At 37.3% G+C, this 22,072-nt stretch carries 24 protein-coding genes; 11 read left to right on the top strand and 13 right to left on the bottom strand.

The genetic code is table 11. The annotated features are described in order from the left end of the window. Positions 1-10: 10 nt before the first annotated feature. From JGE69_RS02630 to JGE69_RS02600, 7 genes are all read right to left on the bottom strand, one after another. A complete protein-coding gene (locus tag JGE69_RS02630) occupies positions 11-1,075 on the bottom strand; it encodes a catalase family peroxidase (RefSeq protein ID WP_199112166.1) in 1,065 nt (354 codons plus the stop codon). 315 nt (positions 1,076-1,390) lie between these two features. Further along, a complete protein-coding gene (locus JGE69_RS02625; protein ID WP_199112165.1) occupies positions 1,391-1,954 on the bottom strand; it encodes a TetR/AcrR family transcriptional regulator in 564 nt (187 codons plus the stop codon). 627 nt (positions 1,955-2,581) lie between these two features. Continuing rightward, on the bottom strand, positions 2,582-2,770 hold the full coding sequence (locus JGE69_RS02620; protein ID WP_014206277.1) for a hypothetical protein: 189 nt from the start codon (positions 2,768-2,770) through the stop codon (positions 2,582-2,584). A gap of 147 nt (positions 2,771-2,917) precedes the next feature. Then, positions 2,918-3,388, bottom strand: a complete 471-nt coding sequence (locus tag JGE69_RS02615; RefSeq protein WP_060465929.1) for a hypothetical protein — start codon at positions 3,386-3,388, stop codon at positions 2,918-2,920. Between the two features lie 96 nt (positions 3,389-3,484). Further along, a complete protein-coding gene (locus JGE69_RS02610) occupies positions 3,485-3,634 on the bottom strand; it encodes a hypothetical protein (RefSeq protein WP_081410639.1) in 150 nt (49 codons plus the stop codon). Between the two features lie 217 nt (positions 3,635-3,851). Further along, complete coding sequence (locus JGE69_RS02605) at positions 3,852-4,061, bottom strand: cold-shock protein (RefSeq protein ID WP_014206275.1); 210 nt, start codon at positions 4,059-4,061, stop codon at positions 3,852-3,854. Positions 4,062-4,291: 230 nt separating this feature from the next. Then, entirely contained in the window at positions 4,292-4,612 is a 321-nt protein-coding gene (locus JGE69_RS02600; protein WP_032038393.1) for a hypothetical protein, read from the bottom strand. 385 nt (positions 4,613-4,997) lie between these two features. Here JGE69_RS02600 and JGE69_RS02595 point away from each other — a divergent pair, with 385 nt between their 5' ends. The 3 genes from JGE69_RS02595 (at position 4,998) to JGE69_RS02585 (ending at position 6,013) form a co-directional block, all read left to right on the top strand. Then, a complete protein-coding gene (locus tag JGE69_RS02595; RefSeq protein ID WP_081404189.1) occupies positions 4,998-5,150 on the top strand; it encodes a hypothetical protein in 153 nt (50 codons plus the stop codon). A 172-nt stretch (positions 5,151-5,322) separates the two neighbouring features. Beyond that, positions 5,323-5,439: a hypothetical protein gene (locus JGE69_RS02590; RefSeq protein ID WP_119026689.1), complete on the top strand. Its 117-nt coding sequence runs from the start codon at positions 5,323-5,325 to the stop codon at positions 5,437-5,439. Positions 5,440-5,779: 340 nt separating this feature from the next. Then, positions 5,780-6,013, top strand: coding sequence for a hypothetical protein (locus JGE69_RS02585; RefSeq protein ID WP_057077489.1), 234 nt, complete (start codon positions 5,780-5,782; stop codon positions 6,011-6,013). Positions 6,014-6,172: 159 nt separating this feature from the next. Here JGE69_RS02585 and JGE69_RS02580 read toward each other — a convergent pair whose 3' ends face one another. Both JGE69_RS02580 and eat read right to left on the bottom strand, forming a co-directional pair. Next, positions 6,173-6,799, bottom strand: coding sequence for a hypothetical protein (locus JGE69_RS02580; protein ID WP_199112164.1), 627 nt, complete (start codon positions 6,797-6,799; stop codon positions 6,173-6,175). Between the two features lie 160 nt (positions 6,800-6,959). Next, positions 6,960-8,375 (bottom strand): ethanolamine permease, encoded by a 1,416-nt coding sequence (gene eat / locus JGE69_RS02575; RefSeq protein WP_032056555.1) that lies wholly within the window; start codon positions 8,373-8,375, stop codon positions 6,960-6,962. Between the two features lie 181 nt (positions 8,376-8,556). On the opposite strand from eat, the gene JGE69_RS02570 reads away from it, so the two are divergent. From JGE69_RS02570 to JGE69_RS02560, 3 genes are all read left to right on the top strand, one after another. Then, positions 8,557-9,558, top strand: a complete 1,002-nt coding sequence (locus tag JGE69_RS02570; RefSeq protein WP_014206268.1) for a phosphotransferase enzyme family protein — start codon at positions 8,557-8,559, stop codon at positions 9,556-9,558. A gap of 74 nt (positions 9,559-9,632) precedes the next feature. Continuing rightward, on the top strand, positions 9,633-10,958 hold the full coding sequence (locus JGE69_RS02565) for a haloacid dehalogenase-like hydrolase (protein ID WP_199112163.1): 1,326 nt from the start codon (positions 9,633-9,635) through the stop codon (positions 10,956-10,958). Between the two features lie 297 nt (positions 10,959-11,255). Beyond that, positions 11,256-12,290 carry an AraC family transcriptional regulator gene (locus JGE69_RS02560; protein WP_199113210.1) on the top strand — a complete coding sequence of 345 codons (1,035 nt, stop codon included), beginning with the start codon at positions 11,256-11,258 and terminating at the stop codon, positions 12,288-12,290. A gap of 148 nt (positions 12,291-12,438) precedes the next feature. On the opposite strand, the gene JGE69_RS02555 is transcribed toward JGE69_RS02560, so the two are convergent. Next, positions 12,439-13,779: an aspartate aminotransferase family protein gene (locus tag JGE69_RS02555; protein ID WP_086265116.1), complete on the bottom strand. Its 1,341-nt coding sequence runs from the start codon at positions 13,777-13,779 to the stop codon at positions 12,439-12,441. Between the two features lie 403 nt (positions 13,780-14,182). Between JGE69_RS02555 and mutS the strand changes: the two genes are divergently transcribed. The 5 genes from mutS (at position 14,183) to JGE69_RS02530 (ending at position 19,741) form a co-directional block, all read left to right on the top strand. Beyond that, positions 14,183-16,822 (top strand): DNA mismatch repair protein MutS, encoded by a 2,640-nt coding sequence (mutS, locus tag JGE69_RS02550; RefSeq protein ID WP_199112162.1) that lies wholly within the window; start codon positions 14,183-14,185, stop codon positions 16,820-16,822. Positions 16,823-16,883: 61 nt separating this feature from the next. After that, positions 16,884-17,414 carry a GNAT family N-acetyltransferase gene (locus tag JGE69_RS02545; RefSeq protein ID WP_199112161.1) on the top strand — a complete coding sequence of 177 codons (531 nt, stop codon included), beginning with the start codon at positions 16,884-16,886 and terminating at the stop codon, positions 17,412-17,414. Between the two features lie 343 nt (positions 17,415-17,757). Continuing rightward, positions 17,758-18,081, top strand: coding sequence for a ferredoxin FdxA (gene fdxA / locus JGE69_RS02540; RefSeq protein ID WP_002051033.1), 324 nt, complete (start codon positions 17,758-17,760; stop codon positions 18,079-18,081). Positions 18,082-18,211: 130 nt separating this feature from the next. Next, the gene (locus JGE69_RS02535; RefSeq protein ID WP_005802595.1) at positions 18,212-18,934 is read left to right on the top strand and encodes a D-Ala-D-Ala carboxypeptidase family metallohydrolase; all 723 of its coding nucleotides are present in this window, start codon (positions 18,212-18,214) and stop codon (positions 18,932-18,934) included. A gap of 138 nt (positions 18,935-19,072) precedes the next feature. After that, entirely contained in the window at positions 19,073-19,741 is a 669-nt protein-coding gene (locus JGE69_RS02530; protein ID WP_002115787.1) for an O-methyltransferase, read from the top strand. A gap of 116 nt (positions 19,742-19,857) precedes the next feature. Here the strand turns inward: JGE69_RS02530 and JGE69_RS02525 are convergent, their stop codons facing one another. The 3 genes from JGE69_RS02525 to JGE69_RS02515 form a co-directional block, all read right to left on the bottom strand. After that, positions 19,858-20,700 (bottom strand): universal stress protein, encoded by an 843-nt coding sequence (locus tag JGE69_RS02525; RefSeq protein ID WP_002115820.1) that lies wholly within the window; start codon positions 20,698-20,700, stop codon positions 19,858-19,860. A gap of 155 nt (positions 20,701-20,855) precedes the next feature. Continuing rightward, a complete protein-coding gene (locus JGE69_RS02520) occupies positions 20,856-21,467 on the bottom strand; it encodes a chloramphenicol acetyltransferase CAT (RefSeq protein ID WP_002115833.1) in 612 nt (203 codons plus the stop codon). Next, the gene (locus tag JGE69_RS02515) at positions 21,460-22,059 is read right to left on the bottom strand and encodes an IMPACT family protein (RefSeq protein ID WP_032038417.1); all 600 of its coding nucleotides are present in this window, start codon (positions 22,057-22,059) and stop codon (positions 21,460-21,462) included. Before JGE69_RS02515 ends, JGE69_RS02520 begins: the two co-directional genes overlap by 8 nt. Between the last annotated feature and the right edge of the window lie 13 nt (positions 22,060-22,072).

Genomic DNA, 22,072 nt, shown 5'->3' with positions numbered 1-22,072 from the left:
CTGATCTCTCCTATTTGCCCACGGCATCCGTTGCTTTGCCAAATCCAATTTCACGTAAGCGAGCATTGTAAGATTGTGAATAGATGCCTGCTCGTGCGGCGAGTACGGGATCATCTGATAACTCAATTCCTGGTGGAACTAGTGTTGGGTCAAAGTTAATGTCACGGCAAACACCATTTACCTGTTCAGTTACATTTTTGACTTCCAATGTTCCTGCTATCACTTCTTTGCGTTCTTTTGGCCAAGGTTGAGACGGGTCATTCACTGGGTCTCCCGGCTCGGCAAGTTGCAAAACTAAATCCCAATAGAGCGGCCCTTCAGCTAAACGTTTTTTGATGTCTTTAAATAAAAAATCATGGCCAGCTTGATCACGTTGTTCTTTCGTCAGGCTAATAAATTTTGCATGAGGACGCATAGACCAACGGACTGGCTGTTCTTGTCCATTAGCAGCCCGCAATATAAAAGCATTTACGACATAAAATTCTGCACCGCTGAAACTACCGGTTAATGGCATCTTTGCCTTTTGCTCAATAGACTTACGTGCTTCTGGATATTCTTTTAAGAAAGTCTCAACAAGGGCTGGATCAGGTTTGCCAGTAGCTGGAACTGGTTTAAATGCTTTTTGCTGTGCCAAAAAACCTTCAGCATTTCGTGTAGGGAAATAGGGAAAGTTGTTTAATTTCATGCGCCATTGTGAATGATCAACTGCGGAAAGTAATAAAGCCATACTTACTGTTGCTGACGAATTATCTGCCGCATGCGGGTTACCACTTCCAATAGAAAATCGGCCAATCGCTGGTATATCAGACTTGGCAAATACCGTGGCTTTAGAGAGTGCCGCCGCCGCACCATTACTGTGGTAAGTGCCATCAAAACAAATACCCTTACCGTGTGCACGTCGATATCCGGGATCAAAGTTATTTAATGAGTCTCCCAAAAAGGTTTTGCTTGTGGTGCGATGTCCAAATAGACCGGCGACCCAAGCAAATGCCAATACTAAAGAGCCTGCGATTACTGCAATACCCACGAATCGCAGCCAATACTTCTTTAGAGTTTTAAAATTCAAATTATTCATTCTTCATCCTGTGTAAATTGTATGGCTGTATCCCTAAAAAAGAGTTTGATCATGTAAAAAGAGTATTACTTACATTGATGGAACCACGTTCAAAATTAGCTGAGTAAAAAAATCCCGAAATTTCTGGATCCAATAGAGATAAGCCTTAATATAATATTTATTTCCCGATCATATAAGGTACGCACCTCGGGGTTAGTATTCATCTTATTAACAATTGAGTGGAGATAAATAAAGCATGGGAACGAAGAAACTAGAAGCGCCGACATTGACCGAAAGAGTCCGAAGAGGTGATCTTTTTAAAAGCGAGCTCGTTAACTAGTGATAATTAATAGTAGAAATGAGAAAACAATCTAACACCTTTTCCCGATCAATTGCCCCATCTGAACTTAAAAGCTGAATAATTATGCCTTCAATCATATATAGAAATAGCTTGGCGTCCTGAAAAGTCGCATCCCTTTTGAGTGCTCTAAGCTGGCTATAGATTTCATTAATGAGCCATGTTCTATATCTCAACGCGGTTTGATAGGCTTTTGGATGGGTCAGTTTTGTTTCAAACATGGCTTTAAACAATAAATAGTACAGTCCCTCTAAATCGGTATGTAAAAGATAAAGTTTCTTAAGTTTTTCCTTCACGTTTGAACCTTGGTCGTATTCAACAATTGAAACCACTTTTTCTTTTAGACGTTCTTTTTGTACGATCAGGCAGATTTCAATAAACCGCTCTTTTGAATGAAAAAAGTTATAAAAGGTCGCTTTGGTAATTTTTGACTCTTTCACAATTCTGTCGACCCCAACCGTATGAAAGCCGTGATGCTGAAATAAATCAATCGACGTATTAATAACTTGAATAGCGCGTGTTGAGAGAACTAACTTTGGCATAGTTTTACCGTTATAAAAATTCTTGTTGTATATAAATGAGATAAAAAACCTGTGCCCTTTCTGGGAGAAAAAAAGCACAGCAAAGCCTATAAAGACTGTGCTTGGCACATCTCAAGTTTTATTGTTGAGTAAGTTTTTTGGTCGTGACGATTTAAAGCTTGAAAACCTTAGGGCGATCAAACTGCTTTAAACGTTTAAGCTGTGTCGTAATAGCTTATGGCAAGGGCCGCCAAGAAATAATGGATGTGCAAAGCCAACTCCTTTTTATTGGGAGTTCTGCCAGACATTAAATTTATGGTGGCAGAACGAAAGAGGGTTGACGGACTGGTCATAGAGCCAGCACACCCGAAGGTGTCCCCCTCCCGTTCCACCGTAGAGGGGGCACGAGGGGCTAGACACTAAAGATATAAAACCTTTAATGCTTCTATGATACGGTCCGTCAAAACCGACTGGCAATGTAGGCCAGCACGCAAAGGATAGTGTCCAACCCTCTTACAGTCAAGCACACAAAATGACATTTGTTTTAAAATAGATCATTAAAAAGTAAGGATAAATAATTAGCAACTTATTGTTAAATTGGGATTTATAAACAGGCCTTTCCCTGCTTAAAGTAGGAGGCAAAATTCACTAACGACTATATAGCGGATCTTCCTCAACAAAAAAAACCTCACCCGATGAGGGTAAAACCCATTGATAAGTTCCTTCTATTTTCTGCATTTTTTCTTTAAACGTATTATATATTGCTACAAGGTTATGTTTTTCATCATATTCCCCTATATAGCCACGTTCCTTTTCTTCATGAAAATCTCTAAACATTTTATGCATTTTTACGGCTCTAAGTTCCATTTCATTTGTCCTTCTTATTATTGATATAATTATTATGATCTCTTTTTCTATTTTAAATACTAAAAAAGTGTTCCAAAATATATCTTATAGCAACATTTATTAAATGGTCATTAAAAATTAATACTTATCAAATCTAAACTTTTTCATATCATACGGTATATCTAGCTTCACACTCCATTTGCTTGATTTTTCACTTATTATAACTGCATCAACCTCAAAAGCATCCTTATCACTGAAACCTTTTATTTCTAAAAAATTAACAAAACTTGAGGCATTTATTTTATTAAGATATCCAACTCTTAAAGTATCTATATAGACAGCAATTTTATCTGTTTCTTTTTCTAGGCATATTACAGCATTTTTAAAAACCTTAGTCCTACCACCATTTTGGTTACCGACTAAAGTTATCAGTTCTTCTTGGTATAAAGTTACAATTATTTCATGCTCAAAAAAGTTTTTGTTCTCTGTAAATATTTTACCAGCTATTTTTAGGGTACTTTCGGGAAGTTCTAGACTAACTTTAGAAAAAAATTTAAACAAAATATAAGCAAAAACAAACAAAATAAAAATTATTATAATAAAAGACATATTAAAAACATTCCTCTTAATTTTATAAATTGGCAAAAAGAATCATTATTCTTTCTACCAACCCATCATTTAAGAAAAAATAAATTTATTATAATATTATTTTTTCTCATTTTTATCATTTTGATCCACTTTTTCTACAGCATTCTGATCAGGGCTTTTAGGCTCAAACTCTTTACCATCTTGCTGTTGCTGTTGTTGCTCTTTTGATTTGTCTTGATCGCTTTTAACTTGGTTTTGTTGAGACATTAGAGTCTCTCCTATTTAATGTTGTGTAGATGATTATCTAGCACTTAGTTAACATAGTCCTTTTACCTTTATATAGATACAACGCAAGTGTATCTGAATATGATATTGTTGTTTATCATTATAATAATTTATATTTTTAATTTATTTAAAATTATCTTTATGATTAATATACTAAAAACAAAAAAAGCACCTAAGATGCTTTTTTATTTTCAAAATATTATTGGGCAATAATATTAGTAGCTGTAAGACCTTTTTGTCCTTGAGCTATATTAAAACTAACACGTTGACCTTCATATAAGGTTTTAAACCCAGAGCTACTGATTTCTTTAAAATGTGCAAAAACGTCTGGGCCTGTATCTTGTTGAATAAAACCAAAACCTTTAGTTTCATTAAACCATTTCACTGTACCGATTGCTGTATTAGACATAATATATCCTTTGATTTTTAATAATATAAAGTCACATTTTATGACTCATTAAACTTTGAAAAAATAATAACGAATTGAGTTTAAGATCTTAAAAAAACGAAGGATTATGAATAAAACTACGATACTAAAAGAGGATTTACTAATAAGTCTTTTTTTCTAGTTAAATCGAGTATACGCCAAATAAATATTTATACAACACATTTAAAAAATATTTATTTTCGTACCGTTATTTAAAAATAATAACTCCTAGATACAGAAATACTTTTTACAAATCCCGCCAACCAAAGAATAAATTCATGTTCATTATCAAAATTAGGGAGAAGGCTTAAATCAATTTTAACAATACGCTCTTTCATTGGCCTATTTAAACAACTTTCAAAATCAATAACAGGATATTTTAATTGTAAATTGTTTATAGCTGCTTCTTTTTTAATTTCAATTAACAGTCTATTCAGACAGTCAATTAAATCCTTAGAGGACTGATTTTTAAAGTGAATATTATTGTAAACACTTTCAGCCACATCAAAATATTTTTTCATTTCATCATCCATATTTCCCTCATTTTTTAATTAATTTGATTGAGTATGCATGTAAAACTGTATCTTTATGTTGTATAAATATATTTACAGATCGAATCCCCCACTTTAATTAAAAATATTTCCTACAATTAAGAAATTAAAATAATATATTTAAATAAATTATAATTATCAAAAAACCATTGAAAACAATAGCTCTCTAGCTATATGTTAACTCTTGTATTTGATTAAAATTTGCTTCCACTTATATATCAACAGTCTATTTGGTTCAAAGAAACATTATGTCGAGAATTAAGCACTTTCAGGCACATATCTCTACATAGAGTTCTCATAATCACCGCAATGTAAGCGAATTAAAGGCCTACCATAAAGCTTCCTTACTATTATTAAGAAGTTTAAAATGTCTGATTTCAAAGAATTTTCAAAAAAAACCACACAAAACCAAAATGATTCCAATGTGCAACCTAATGAGGATAAAACTGAAAAACCTGTACAATCGCCTGAAGAAGAAAATAATCCTAAAGAAAATAATAATGAAGAAAAAAAGGAATAAAATAATTGATAGCTCAAAAGCTCTATATTAAATAGAGCTTTTGTTTAACATCATATTAATTAAAACGTTTTATTCATTTCCCACAGTGAACCTAAAAAACGCTAATACATATATTTATTTTTAATTTAAACAAGTTCTAATCTTTTATTTAATATTAATTCAACTCTTCTTTGTGCATCACAAAAATCAATCTCTTCACTTATCCAAAATGTATGAAGCTGCCCATGTAGATGAAAATGCTCTTTATTATATTCGGATCCATGATCAGAATAATGACTATCTACTCTGAAATGATTTTGATCGTCTTTTCTTTTTTTCCCATCAAGTATACCGCCAATACAGATATCCATTTTAATGCCAATAATTAATCGAAATTGACTATAACACATAGTGCACTGTGGCTTTAAAAAGAGTTGTTACTATTATCTTTACAGCATCATCAAAAATTTATGTTTGCAGCATATCTCCTTAAATTTAAAGAGAATAAATATATATTTTGCATATCTAAAATGCTTTGATATGTAATATAAATATTTATTTATCTAAAATTTATAACATTTTCAAAATAATTCTTCTTACAGTAGATAAATCACTATATGCTGCATACACCTCTTACAGAAATTATTCTAATGTCACAGCAGACTCTGCTACAAGAATTGAACTCCAGAATCGACTATTACTCTACAAGAACAGACTATCCACTACGAAGAATTTTGATAGGTTACCGAGCATATGCAAAATTGATGTTATGTTCAGCTTTTTCAGATGAAGTTATAAATTCTGCAATTGACCCCAATAAACGGAAATATAAGAAGTTAAAAATTAAAGTCACCAAAGATGACAACCAACTCGACCTTGAATGAATTAATTTAAGTAACGAATGAATATTTCCTTGTGCTTATTTAGCGCTTCAATGACCGCAAAAATGACAATGACCAATGCCGGCAATATTGTTGTGAACATCTAGATAATGACACCCTACTGCTGCCGCTTTGAACCAAGAAAATAATTTGCTCTTAAACTTATTTTTTCACAGGAAGTAGTAAAACAGGGTCTTCAATATCGTAACCAGTTTCTTCTGGAACCCCCAGATATTTAACGACAACCAACCTCTTATTGTGTTTAGGCACGCTATAATTTTGGGAAATTTTTATTGCTTTGGTGTAATGAACCGCAACATGGGGCTTACTTTGTAATGACGGCGATTTTACAACATATTCTGTTTTATATTGCGTGATCTTTCCTGAAGGATCAAACCAAGCCGATACCTGATTCTGATGAGTTTTTAATGTTTGAATTTTTACGGTCTTACTATTACTTACGACTAATGGGGTTAAATTCTTTTTAATTTTATTTAGAGCTTTATCAAATGCTCTACTATCTTGATCATAATCAATCTTATGTGTTTTTGGATTGATATAGAGAGATTTAACTTCGATAAGTTTATCAGGCGATTTACTATTTAATAGATAATAATAGAGTTGTGGTAGACGTCCTCGACCATCTTCGTAATGTCGTAATACATAAAGTTTCTTCTCTTTTTGCTGATAGCCCAATACTTCAATTTTTTGTCCACCGCCCACTGTCGCATAACTATGTGCGGATAAGGTAAGAATGGTGCTAAAAGTTAGAAATTTTAGAAATTTCATGAGTTCATATCCGTGTGATCTGGTAACTATATTGTATAAATATCAATCAGATTAAAATGATACTTGAGTAAGTATTACTTGCTGTTTTTATATTCTTTTGTACAGAAATATAAAGCTTAAAAAAGAGGCCGAAGCCTCTTTATTTTTATCGCAATCAAACTCAGTCATCAATCATGGCGAACTCTTGCTCAGGCGTGCCTTTCACTAAATGGTGACGGCTATATAACAAGTAATAGAGTATAAATCCGACATAAATCAGCGCGGCCAATAACCAAACTTTTGGATTTACCATTAAACCTGCAACTACAGCAACAGCAGCAAGAATCAAGGCGATACAAGACGTCCACATTCCACCAGGCGTTTTATAAGGGCGTGGTAATTCAGGACGAGATAAACGCAACTTGATATGTGAAAGCATCATCAACACATAAGAAATTGTTGCGCCGAATACTGCCATTAAAATGAGTAAATCACCCTCACCTGTTAAAGAGAGTAAAAAACCAATAATGCCCGGAATGATAATGGCCCAATATGGCGCTTTATTTTCATTGGTAAGTGATAAGTTTTTTGGCAAATATCCCGCACGTGACAATGCAAAAATCTGACGCGAATAGGCATAAATAATTGAGAAGAAACTTGCGACTAGTCCAGCAAGACCCACAAAGTTAACAAAGCTTGCCAACCATGTGTGCTGACCATATACCGCAATGAGCGCATCAACTAAAGGTGCTCCCGAATTTTTTAAAGCATTTGAACCCGCAGCGCCTGCACCCAAAAATAAGATTAAAAGTGCAAACGATGCCAATATTAACATTGAACCAATCAAACCTCGTGGCAACGAACGTACTGGATCTTTTGCTTCTTCGGCTGCTAGTGGCACCCCTTCAACTGCAAGAAAAAACCAGATAGCATAAGGTACTGCAGCCCATATTCCCATATAGCCAAACGGTAAAAAGCTACTTGCACCTGCATGAGAACTGACTGGAATATCAAATAAACGCGCACTGTCAAAATGTGGAAGCATCGCAACAATGAATACGACCAGTGCAATACAAGCAACGGCGGTAATTCCAAACATGATTTTAAGTGCTTCACCTGCGCCTTTGAGATGAATGCCCATAAAAACTAAATAACAAATTAGATAAACAGCCCAGCCGCCAATTCCAAAGAGTGATTCGCAATATGAACCGATAAATACGGCAATCGCAGCAGGTGCAATTGCATATTCAATTAAAATCGCAGTCCCTGTGAGGTAGCCTCCAAAAGGACCAAATGCAACGCGGGCAAAACTATAGCCACCGCCAGCAGTAGGCAACATCGTTGACATCTCAGACATTACAAAGCTCATGCAGAGATACATAAACGCGACGATGACTGTTGCAATAAAGAGCCCACCCCAGCCGCCTTGTGCCAGCCCAAAATTCCAACCCGCAAAATCACCCGAAATGACGTAAGAAACACCCAGCCCCACTAAAAGTAACCAACCTACTGCCCCCTTTTTTAACTGACGTTTTGCAAAATACTCTGCGTCCTGTTGTAGAGCACCCACATCTACGCTTAATTCTGACTCTTTCATTGTCGTATTGCCTTATCGACTAAATTTACACCACCAATAGTTGCGCAAAAGATATTCATAAAACTTGACAGCAAAACATCTCCCCGACCACTTGAAGTCAAGTTGATTCATTTTTTCTTTTATAAGATCGACGGCATCTCAACACAGAACGTGTTTAAAAATTAAATTGAGGAGTTGGGTTATGTCTGTAGAACAAAATGAATTTTTAAGCCAAGTTCAATTACAAATACTGGCAGAACAAGCAATTAAGCAATATCCCTCGGAATATCAAGGACAGGTCAAACTGCTGTGTCAGTCTGAAAATGCAACCTTTCAGATTTCAACTGGCTCTACCCGATATGCACTTCGAATTCACCGTCCCAACTACCACAGCAAACTCGATATACAAAGTGAGCTTGAATGGTTAGATGCTTTAAATGCGAGTGGTATTCAAGTTCCTGTTGCGATTGCAGATCAATCAGGTGAGCGCGTCATCACTTTAAAACTATCGAATGATATTTATCGTTATGCAGTCCTTTTCAACTGGGTTGAGGGCGATATGCCGACTGTTGAAGTTGACCCCACTGCATTTGAGCAACTAGGACAAATTACCGCAAAGTTGCACGTCCATAGTAAGACATGGCAAGCGCCTAAAAACTTTCAACGTATTGTCTGGAATCATGAAACCATGATCGGTGCGGATGGACACTGGGGAAACTGGAAAAATGCACCTCATTTAAGACCACAAGATCACAGCGTGATTGAAGAAGCCATTGCACAAATTTCGAAAGATTTAAACTTTTTTGGTAAAACCCAAGAACGCTATGGCCTGATTCATGCCGATTTGCGTTTAACCAATCTATTACTACAACAAGAACGTATCGGTGTGATCGATTTTGATGACTGCGGCATGAGCTGGTTTATGCATGATCTCGCCGCTGCGATTAGTTTCAATGAACATTATGCAAATGCACCTCATTGGGTTGATTACTGGTTAAAAGGCTACGAGCGCGTAGGTCATATTCAGTCTGAAGAGTATGAAATGATCCCGACTTTTATCATGCAACGCCGCATTCAAATGATGGCTTGGAATGGTTCTCACGCACAAACAGAAATGGCTCAAAGTCTTGGTGATCAATGGTCCAATGAAACTGTGCGTCTGTGTAAAAAATATCTAAACGGGCAAATGCCTGTAGGAATTTGAAAAGTGATTTAGATCGCTTTTCTTCATTTTCAATTTTTAGTTTTTAAATTTTATAGAATTTAAAGGAAGGGTTTATGCAAGCTACCCATCAACTGAGCAAAGTTGCCAAAGCACTATTACTCACCAGTAGTCTGGCAAGTATGGTTGCTCTAAGCGCATGTAATTACAACCCTATACAAAGTACATCTCCCGCAGTCGCTATTCCCAAAAAGGAATATATACAAAAAGGTCAATGGGACACTTTTAACTTTGACCAACTTAACCAATTGATTGCTACTTATGGAAAAGATAGCCCAAACTATAATCCTGAAAAACGCCCATATATTGTCACTGACTTTGACAATACTTCGGTATTTTTAGACATCGAAGAAGCAACGTTAATTTATCAGCTTGAACACTTAGCGTTTAATGTCACGCCAGAGCAGCTTAATCAGATTATTCGCAAAGGAATTAGCTCACAAAATTTTGAAGCAGCCTACAACAACCAGCAAGGCCAAGTCGTCAATATTGATAAAATTGCCCCAGATATTATTGCCAGCTACACATGGCTTTATCACCACTATAACGGTCTAAAAGGTAAGCAAAGTCTGGATCAAATTAAACAAGATCCGCATTATCTCGATTTCATTACTAAAATGAGATATCTATATGCGGCGATTGGAGACACGTTTGATCATGAAGTTGCATATCCGTGGGTCACTTATTTATTTACTGGGCTTACCGAACAACAAGTCCGTAATTTGGTGAAAGCAACGGTGGCTTGGCAAATGCAGCAACCGATTGGACCCGTGACATGGACCTCTCCCGCTGCGCTTTCGGGTCAAGCAGGCGTTGTGAAAACCACTTGGGAAAATGGTTTAAGACCATACCGTGAAATGCAAAATCTATTTAAGGCCTTTCAGGATAATGGCATTGATGTCTATGTCTGTTCGGCATCTTTTATTGATGTGATTAAGGAAATTATTTCTAATCCAGAGATCGGCTATAACATTAATGAAAAAAATGCCTACGCCATGGAGTTAGAACGAGATGCACAAAATCGAATTTTACCCGAATTTCGTCATGGCTATGCGCAAACTCAAGGTAAAGGTAAAACTGCAACTATCCAACGTTTTTTAGTCTCTAAATATGGTTACGGGCCAATTTTTATCGCAGGTGACAGTGAGGGCGATCAAAATATGATGCAAGATTTTGCGACGACTCAGAAGGTTCTGATTATCAACCGATTGCGCAGCCCAAACTCTGATATCGGCAAGTTTTCTCAGCAGGCTGTACAAGGCTATGGTCAAGCCAATACTAAGTTCTTACTACAGGGCCGCGATGCCAATACTGGTCAATTTAGACCTTCAATGGCCAGTTTAAATTATGGTGCACAAACGGCAAAAACTACAAAAAATTAGTATTTCACTTATTTTCTCATGCCTACAATACATGTTGTATGCATGAGAAGCCGCTTAATTTCTTGTTTTAGTTCTGCCCTTTTTGCCTATCTCTAATGCATTTTCTGCCTTCTTTTAGTTCGCTACCCAACCTAAAGATATCTTCTTAAAGAATCAAACCTGAAACTTAAAACAGCAACACATAAACCATTATTTTATAAATACTTTTAACCAAACAAAATCATGGACGTAAGCAAAAACTGGTATGGCTTTTGCTTAATATAATAATAGTTAGGAATAAATATCATGAGACTTGACATGTTACATCTCAATCCAGCTCATCTTGTCGATTCAAATATGTGTAATCAAGGTGTATTGTCTGCAGCCGCCTCTGGATTAAGCGAGTTTATTCATCAAAAAGGTGCAGATGTTGATCGTGTTTTAGGAATTAGTGGTATTAATCCTGAACTTCTAATCAGCCCAACTTTGAGCTTACAACTCCCCAATTATTGCAAGGTGCTAGAACAGGCGGCATTGGTTTCAGGTTGTGATAATTTTGGTCTGCATTATGGTCAACAGTTTCAACCGAAATCATTAGGGCTTATTGGGTACATTGGTCTTTGTTCAACCACATTAGAGTCTGCACTCATGAACATGACCAATAACTTTTATTTGCATCAGAAAGATACTCTCAATCGAATGGTCGATTTAGGAGATAGCTGGCGCATAGATTATCAAGTCCAACACGGCGCGATTTTAACTCGTCGCCAAGATGCTGAACTGACCATGGGCATGTTTATGAATGTGATCCGTGAAGTGATGGGTCCTCATTATTCACCACGCGCGATTCACTTTGAGCATACTCGACCTGAATTCTGGCAAGAACACAGCAAATTATTTAACGCACCTGTTTATTTTGATCAGCCTTTTAACTCCATCGTCATTTCAAAAAAAGACGTCCAGCATACTATGCCGGGCCGTGATTCTATTTTATTAACAGTGATTCTAGATACATTGCACCTACTCAATCGCGCTTCACCAAGTCAATGTCTTGCAGATCAGGTTCGCTCTCACATACAACTTGAACTCAGTGAAGGTGAACCAAACCTTGAAAAAATCGCTCATGATATTGGTTTAAGTAGTTGCACCCTTACCCGCCGTTTAAAAAATGAAGGACTGACCTTCACCCATTTAGTCGATCAGGTTCGTTGTGAGTTGGCCGAGCATTATATTAAACAGAAAAATATTCCAATTTCAGAAATGGCATTCTTATTAGGTTATTCAGAAGTAAGTGCGTTATCTCGTGCATTTAAACGCTGGTTTGGTGTTACACCCCGTCAATTAAGACACTAAAACATCACAAATACAGGCCTTGAATAAAGGCCTTTTTATTATTTAAGTAATTCGAGATAACTTCTAACTACACATAAGATATGAACAATAAAATACCCCTCAAATTAGATTTAACATCCAACTTGAAGGGTATTTTTTATAGAAGGTCTTACTTTAATTTTGTTAAGGCTTGATCTAAAGCACCGACTAACCAATCGATATCTTTTGTTTGGAAAGCCAAAGGTGGGCGCAGTTTTAATACATTGCCATAAGGACCTGCAACTGAGGTTAAAACTCGATGAGTATTTCTGAGCTCTTCAATAAGGTTCAAAGCCAATGCTTTATTCGGTTCTTTTGTGGCTCTATCTTTAACCAGTTCAAATCCTATAAATAAACCAGCGCCACGGACATCGCCAACCACCTCATGTTTATCCATAAGTTTAGTGAGTTCTTTTAGAAGTAGCCCTCCCACATATTTACTATGGGTTTGCAATTCTTCTTCCTGAATGACTTTAAGTACAGCCTGTGCCGCTGCCATAGAAACAGGATTACCACCAAAGGTATTAAAATATGGAATTTTATCGCTAAAAGCAGCAAGGACTTCACTCTTAGCTAAAAGCCCTGACACAGGGACACCGTTACCCATTGGTTTACCTGTGGTAATTACATCAGGAACAACGTTGTGACGGCCAAAGCCCCAGAAAGAATCGCCAGTGCGCGCGAAACCTGGCTGTACTTCATCGGCAATAAAAATACCGCCATTTGCATGGACAACATCAACCGCTTTTTGTAAGAACCCAACAGGATTAGGCATCACACCGTCAGAAGAAAATATGGAGTCCGCTAAAAAACCTGCAAACTTGATGCCTTTTGCGTTCATATCGTCAATTTGCTGTTGAATCTGCTGTGCGAACCATTCACCTAAATCATCAGTTTGAATCCGATAATAATCAGGTGCTGGAACTAGGCGAGTTGTATCATCTAAAGGTTGTTCAGTTCCAAGTGCTGGAGAACATCCTGATGTTAAACTACTGGTCCCATGATAGGCTTCTTGAGAAACAATAATTCCTGTACCGCCACTATATTCACGGGCAATACGAATCGCCAAATCATTCGCTTCCGAACCTGTACACATATACATGGCACGGTCAATTTCATCGGGAGTGGTTTGTAAGAGTTCTTCGGTATAATCCAAAATATTTTCATGTAAATAACGGGTATGCGTATTGAGCATTTTCATTTGCTCATTTACCGCTTCAATCACCGCAGGATGACAATGACCAATGCTGGCAACATTGTTGTAAACATCCAGATATTGATGACCTGCTGCATCCCATAAATATTGTCCCTGACCTTTCACCAGATGCACGGGATTACGATAAAACAAGCGATAGGATTCACCTAAAATTTTATTTCTTTTATCGGTCAGTTTGCGGGTAGCATGGTCCAGCTCAGCAGCATGTTCTGGACGAAAGCTATTGGTATCCATAATGGTTGAACGCGTACCCATGAATGACTCCTCTATTTATATTCAGCATACTTTTGCGCGAGACAATGACTGACGTAGGCAATTCATACTCTGATTCGACATATTTCAGTATTTGTTTGAAGTTACGCAAACCATATTGCTTAAGTCTCTTTAAAAAAACTTGACCTCAGACCACTTAAGCCACAATTTGAAGTCAACTTATTGGTCTTATGCTTCAGGGTTCCACTACTCTTTTTTTCAATAACTCAAATTTGTTACCATTACACATCTGGAGTGACTCCAATTCGCTTTATACTATGGATGCCAATTTTCAAAGTTCATCCAGTTGTGTTCTTTTCTTGAATGACATTCATTTTTAAAAGACTTGAAATTGGTTAGATGACCAAACGTAAAATATTATTGATTTTTTAAGGGTTTAATACGCATGAATAGCGCTGAAATCATGGCTGACTTATCTTCTCACACACCTATGATGCAGCAATATCTCAAAGTTAAAACGGACTATCAACATGCGTTGCTGTTCTACCGTATGGGTGACTTTTATGAACTCTTCTTTGAAGATGCTCATTTAGCAGCCAAACTTTTAGGCATTACCTTAACCCATCGTGGCAAAGCCAGTGGCCGACCTATTCCAATGGCAGGTGTTCCCTATCATTCGGCAGAAGGTTATTTGGCGCGTCTTGTTAAAGCTGGGCGCACGGTAGCTATTTGCGAACAAGTTGGAGAAGTAACAGGCAAAGGCCCTGTTGAACGTAAAGTTGTTCGTATTCTGACCCCGGGTACATTAACTGATGATGCATTACTCAGCAGTTATCAATCATCTAATCTCGTTTCATTGTGCATTCATCAAAACCAGATCGGTTTTGCTTTACTCGACTTAAGTGCAGGCATTTTTAAAGTTCAACAACAAGATTACAAGCCAGAACAATTACCTATTGAACTTGCGCGTTTAATGCCAAGTGAGATCTTGATTGATGAAGATTTGGTCGACACCAATATTATCGAACAAATTAAAAAGCATTTAGATTGCCCTGTTACTAAACGTCCAAATGTAGACTTCAATCTAAATAATGCACAAAAAACCTTATGTGACCAGTTTACGGTATCAACCCTTTCAGGTTTTGGTTTAGACCCATTACCTTTAGCCAAAGCTGCTGCCGCTGCACTTATTCACTATGCAAAAGAAACCCAAAAAACTGCATTACCGCATATTCGTTCAATCCAACTTGAACAAAGTACCGACTTTATTGCGCTCGACCCAATTACACGTCGCAACTTAGAAATTATTGAACCATTATTTGAACACGGAACATCATTATTTCAACTGGTAAATGATTGCCAAACTGCAATGGGTGGCCGTCTATTAAGCCGCACACTCATGCAACCTGTGCGTGATACTGCATTGCTTGATGCTCGTTTAGATGCGATTGAGCAACTCATTCAGGGATATCACGAAAACCCAGTTCGGTTAGTGCTTAAAGAAATTGGTGATATTGAACGTGTGCTTAGCCGCGTTGCGCTAGGCAGTGCACGGCCACGTGATTTGGTGCAACTTCGTCATGCATGCGCACAAATTCCAGCTTTAAAAACAGCGTTAACTCCAGTCATTCAAGCGAAGAAATCTAAATTATTATTTCAACTAGATGAAGAACTTGGAGATTTCAAAGCGCTTCATCAACATTTAATGGCAGCAATTGTTGAAAACCCACCGGTATTACTTCGTGATGGCAATGTAATTGCAGAAGGATATGATGCTGAGCTTGATGAATTACGCCAAATTCGTGATCATGCAGGTCAATTCTTAATTGATCTAGAAATTAAAGAGCGTGAACGTACAGGGATTAATACTCTTAAAATCGGCTATAACCGTGTAAGCGGTTACTACATCGAACTAACTCGTGCTCAAGCAGAACAAGCGCCAGCCGACTATATTCGTCGTCAGACTTTAAAGAATGCTGAACGCTACATTACCCCTGAGCTAAAGAGTTTTGAAGATAAAGTCCTGTCGAGCGAGTCACGTGCGCTGTCACGTGAAAAAGCATTATTCGAAGCTTTGCTTGAAAACCTTCGCGAAAATATCGCTCATCTACAAATGATGAGTTCAGCAATTGCTCAAATTGATGTCATTGCAAACTTTGCTCATCAAGCACGTTTAAACAATTGGGCGCGCCCTGAATTTACTCCGGAAACGGGCATTAAAATTCAGGCAGGTCGTCATCCTGTCGTTGAAGCATTAAATAAAGCACCATTTACCCCAAATGACACTTTCCTTGATGCTCAGCACCGCATGGCAATTATTACCGGTCCAAACATGGGCGGTAAATCAACCTTCATGCGCCAAACAGCATTAATCAGTTTACTTGCTTATTGCGGTAGCTATGTTCCGGCTAAAGCCGTCAAACTTGGTCCAATTGACCGAATTTTTACACGTATTGGTTCAGCCGACGATTTATCTACAGGCAAATCAACCTTTATGGTCGAGATGACTGAAACTTCGCAAATTCTGCATCATGCCACCAACCAGTCGTTGGTATTAATGGATGAGGTTGGCCGCGGAACCAGTACCTATGACGGTTTATCTTTAGCATGGGCATGTGTGGTCGATTTAACAAAGCGCGTAAAATGTTTATGTTTATTCGCGACTCATTATTTTGAGTTGACCGAACTTGGTAGTGAAGCAGGAATCGATAACTATCATGTCACGGCGCAAGAACTGAATGGCAATCTGATTTTATTGCATAAAGTTCAACAAGGCCCTGCAAGTCAAAGTCATGGTTTACAAGTTGCAAAATTAGCGGGTATTCCTGCCAATGTTATTAAAGAAGCGCAGAAGCGTTTACGCATTTTAGAAAAACAGCAGCAACAACATCTACAAACCAGTTTTCAAAATGATTTGTTTGCTCCACCAGATGCAAACTCTGGTTCACAAATCATAGAGAAAGTTGTCGAAATTGAAGTTTCATCCCCTGCTCTAGATTTACTTAAACAAATTGAAGTCGATAACTTATCGCCTCGTCAGGCACTTGAACAACTCTACGAGTTAAAAGCTGCACTCAAATCTTAATAAAGCACTTCCGAATAAGCAGGCTTAGGTCTGCTTATTCATATCGGAGAATAATATTTATATGATCTTAAGATCTTTGCAAAGTTCAGAAATTGATCTTATTTGGCAGCACATTAGCCGCCGTGAATTAATCACTCAAAACTACATACAAAAACAGCAAAAGCTAGAATTGGTTGATTGTTTTTTTGATGTACAAAATTGGGATTCATATCATTTAGAAAATGACCCACCTAAACTCAAACAACTCTTTGCACAAGGTTCAATATTTGTCGGTGCATTTGATGCTTCTGAAAAGCTCGTTGGTGTAAGCGTAGTCTCAAATCAACTTATAGCGAATTACCCCCAAGCAAAATTACTCCACTATTTCTATGTCGATGCAAACCAACAAGGTCAAGGCATTGGAGCTAAGCTTATGCAAGCCGCAAAAGAGTCAGCCAAGCAACTCGGTGCAGACCAACTGTATATTTCAGCAACCCCAAGTCGACGCACTGTGGACTTCTATATGAAACATGGCGCGCAACCGTTAAGTGCTCCAGATCAACAACTTTGGCAGCTCGAACCTGAAGATATCCATTTACTATGTAAGCTTTAGCTCTAAAAATTTAAGTTTTTTTAGGAAAAAAACCGTAAATCAAAATTTGTAAAAGAAAAAATAAAAAGTTAAGGCGTTTAATAAAATAGATGCCTTGACTTAAATGACATCTAAATAATTAAATAAAATATTTTTTAAGTTATTGTTTTATAAAATATATTATAATTTTGATTTTATAGATTACGCTCTATTCACCATAGAAGATCTGTTTGATTATCAACGTATTAACTTATCTTCATATGCATGAATAAAGAATATCAATAAAAGCAATTGTTTGTTTACCCCTTTTTTGCCTAAAATAAGCTATTCGAAATGAAACCATATTTTTTAGGTAGCTGTCGCCATGACCTTTGTTGTCACTGAAAATTGTATTAAATGTAAATACCAAGATTGCGTAGAAGTTTGTCCTGTAGACTGTTTTTACGAAGGTCCGAATTTCCTAGTGATTAATCCGGATGAATGTATTGACTGTGCATTATGTGAACCAGAGTGCCCGGCAAATGCAATTTTCTCTGAAGATGAGCTACCTGAAGGTCAAGAAGTATTTATTGAATTAAATGCTGAACTTTCTCAAAAATGGCCTAACATTACTCAAATTGGCGATCAACCAGCTGACCGTGAAGAATGGAACGGCAAACCTGATAAATTACAATATCTTGAAAAGTAATTTCAAAAAGATCAGCAATCGCTGATCTTTTTTTATACCCTATTCAAACATTTCATTGCAAATTCCTCGTAATTTGTGCACTGTTTTGCATTAAAATACCCGCAATATTTATAAGTGCTTAATTTTTCTTATGCGGAAGTTTTTGCAGAGTCTGGTGCCCTTATGCATAATCCCAGCGGTTATGGTAGGTTGTGTCAGCTCTCCCCAACACACAACAACAGGCAAAACCTCTCCAAGTGGTAAACGAATCTTTATTCCACAAGAGCGCGTTATTATCGAGCGCCCAATTCCCCCTAAAGTTGAGCCTGCATCTTATCGAAGTTGGTTAAGTTCTGGTGAAAATTACCAACGTGTTCGTGAATATGAAAAATTCTTAACCCGAAATAATGTTGCAGGCATTGTGCCAAGCTTTGAGTTATTACGTTCAGCACGTGATTGGCAAAAATGTGGCCGCTCTGAATATGCTGTACCTAATCGCGAATTATGGGGAAATTCTTTATCTACCCTACGCGTATTTAAGTATTTAGTTGCAGCAAAAGTTCTTACCGACTTTGAAGTGACTTCGGTTTACCGAGATTTACCTTTAAATGAATGTGCAGGTGGCGCAAGCTCATCTAAACATTTATTTAACTCGGCAATCGATTTCCGTATTGGTCCTGAGTTCCCACAAGCTCAAGATTATGCATTTATCGAAAATACCAAGTTTAAACTTTGTCAGTTCTGGGCTCAGCATGGTCAAAGCTTAAATATGGGTATTGGTCTATATAGTTCCGGGCAAATTCATATTGATACTCAAGGCTATCGTACTTGGGGCCCTGACCTCACCCGAAACAGTTCGATGTGTAATTTCTAATAAAAAAACTCCTTTCAACTGAAAGGAGTTTTTTTATTGTACATTTCCCAATCAACCAAAATTTCTTGAAACGAAGATTTTTGCACTCTATGCATAAACGTTTAAAATAGCCCGATCAACATATAGGTAAATTTGATTATGCAGCAGATGTGGACAGACATTGACCAATATATCGATTCACATTTAATTCCCGAAGACCCGCGACTCGAATATGCATTAAAGAATACCGACGAACACGGCTTTTCAAATCATCTTGCAGTAGCTCCTAACCAAGGTATGTTCTTGCAGATGCTTATTCAAATGAATAAATGCAAACGAGTTTTAGAAATCGGAACCTTTGCTGCATACAGTACCATCTGGTTAGGTCGTGCCTTACCTGAAGATGGTTATTTACTCACAATAGAAGGCCGTGCTACTCATGCAGAAATGGCACAAAAAAATATCGATCATGCCAATCTTCCTGTAAAAGTTGATCTTCGAGCTGGCCGTGCTGCAGATATCCTTTCTGCGATTGATCCTCAATCTATCGAGCCTTTTGATTTTATTTTCATTGATGCAGATAAACAGGGTTATCCTGAATATTTAGAATTAAGTCTGAAATTCTCAAGATCAGGTACGATTATCGTACTCGATAATGTAATTCGAGCAGGTGATATTTTAAATCCTGACAATAAAAAACCGAGTATTGAAGGCATCCGTGAAATGTTTAAAGCCTTAGAAAATCATCCGCAAATATTGTCTTGTACAGCCTTACAAACAGTTGGCTCAAAAGGTCATGATGGCTTCGCAATTGCAATTGTGAAATAATGGTTAAAAAATCATCTTTTTTATTTTATTATTTATAATCAATTAATTACTTTTATTACTGTTGCTTTTCCATATAGTTATCCACAAGATTTGCGGATAACTATATGCAAATCTCATCATTTAGCCACAAGTAATGGAACAGTCGCGTTTCGGAATATGGTTGTCGCAATACTTCCCAAGAAGAATTGATGAATTTTGCTATGACTAAATGCCCCTAACACAATGATTTGAATACCGTGTTCTTGTTGGTACTCTAAAATATTTTGTGCAACATCACCATAACGGTAAACGGTGACTACATCTAGACCCGCTTGTTTAAGATAATGTTCTGGTTCATTTAATATTTCTGGATGATCACCTACATACACCAAATGACATTGCAGTGTTCGCAATAAGTCACTTTGGGCAATACGGCGCATCATTTTTTGACAAGTTGGCGAATATTCATAAGCAAAGATAAATCGTGTTGGCACTTTAAAGTTTTCACCAATGGTCAAAACAGTACAGTTCGCACCGCGGATGAAGTTTTCAACATTGCTACCGATTGGTTTGTGTTTCTCGGCTGCTCTTTCCCCGACTCGACCTAAAATAACGATGTCATTTTCATGTAAGAGATTAAAACTTTGTTCTAAAAAATCACCTTTTTCTTGAATTTTTGAACTGGTAATTCCGTGTTTTTCTTGAATAAGATCAGAAATATGGCGGAGTAAATTATTACTATAATCTAACGCGAGTTCACTTTGTTTTTGCTCTAGCTCAGCTAACTCTTTTAGCAGCATTGCATTGCTTTCAAAGCCGATTACCCCACTAATTTCACCAAGATGGTAACTGGCTGGGTAATAGTCCAGAATTTGTAATAATACAAGTTCCCGTCCGGTCGCTTTAGCAACCCATGCTGCTGCATCAGCAATAGCATTAATACACGGTGATGAGTCAATACACGCAATAACACGGTTCATGTTAGCCTCTCTTCTTCAGGTCTATTGCCTTGGAGATTATTATTAAAACTTAGCTTTAACTTAACATAGATAAAAATTGGTATGTTAAGGTTTATGTATAAAAATCAACTTTTTTGTTTAAAGATCAAACATTTTATTACATTCTTGAGACTGCATTATTCTCTTAAACGAATAAATTTTGCGGGGTTCCCACCGACAATATGGTACGGCTCAACATCTTTAGTCACCATACTATTCATCCCGACCACAGCATGTTTACCGATTTTTATACCGTCTTTAATCCCCACATGCGCACCCAACCAAACGTCTTGCTCAATTTCAATTCCTTTGGACGTAACTGGCTGCTGGTAAAGTGGACGGTCGAGTTGCATCCCATGGTCAAATGCATATAAATGGCAATACGCGGCAATACGGACTTGGTCATGCAACTTTATGCCCGTTCGTCCCCCATCTAAAATACAATGATGGTTAATCGCGACTTCATTGCCGATTTCCAGCGGTCCATGCAATGTGCAATCAGCCGCAATAAAACTATTATCCCCAATAATAATTTTGCGGCCTGGTTCAGCAAAAATATGTGCTAGCGGCGAAATAAAACAATTTTCACCAATCTCAACTGTTTCCATATCCATTAAATAAGCTTGATATTCCTTTTGCCACTCTTCAGCCCAAGCACGGTTTTTAGGTTTTAGAGTCCAATATAACCACGGCATATAGTTTAAGCGGTGCTTATGTTGCTCACGATATTTCAGTAAGGAATCAGTCATCTGTTAATTCCTCTTCAATTTTTAATTCTTCACGACCACGTGTTACGTCTCTGAGTTTTAAGGCAAGCGGTTCAATTTGATGTATTTGTAGTCTCGCTTCAATATCTACACCTGTTGCCGTGTAGGTTTCCTGATATTCAATCTGTTGTTGAGTCAGCTCATATTGAAATATGGCCCATTCATTAAAATGACACGAAAAGTGAATTGTCTTCTTTGCAATGAGTTCAATACGTTCAGCCAATAATAAACATTGTCCAGCACAGCCACCGTATGCTCTCACAAGGCCGCCTGTCCCCAGTTTTATTCCACCATACCAACGGTTAACCATCACAATAATATTCGTCAGGTCATTCCCTTCAATGGTCGCCAAGATTGGACGGCCTGCCGTTCCTGACGGTTCACCATCATCGTTAAAGCGTACGTTATGCCCAATTTTCCACGCCCAACATTGATGAGTGGTCGAGATATCCTTGTTGTATTCTAAAAATTCTTTAACCTGCTGTTCATTTTCTACTGGCGCAGCAATCGCCTGAAATCTACTTTTTTTAATTTCTTCTTCAAATGTAATCTGTGATGCAATCGTAAAAGCCATAAATAAGATAAAG

The organism is Acinetobacter sp. C13 (assembly GCF_016809775.1).
Taxonomy (GTDB): Bacteria; Pseudomonadota; Gammaproteobacteria; order Pseudomonadales; family Moraxellaceae; genus Acinetobacter; species Acinetobacter pittii.
Note: the sequence above shows the minus strand (reverse complement) of the source record. Positions and strands in the feature narration are given on the sequence as shown.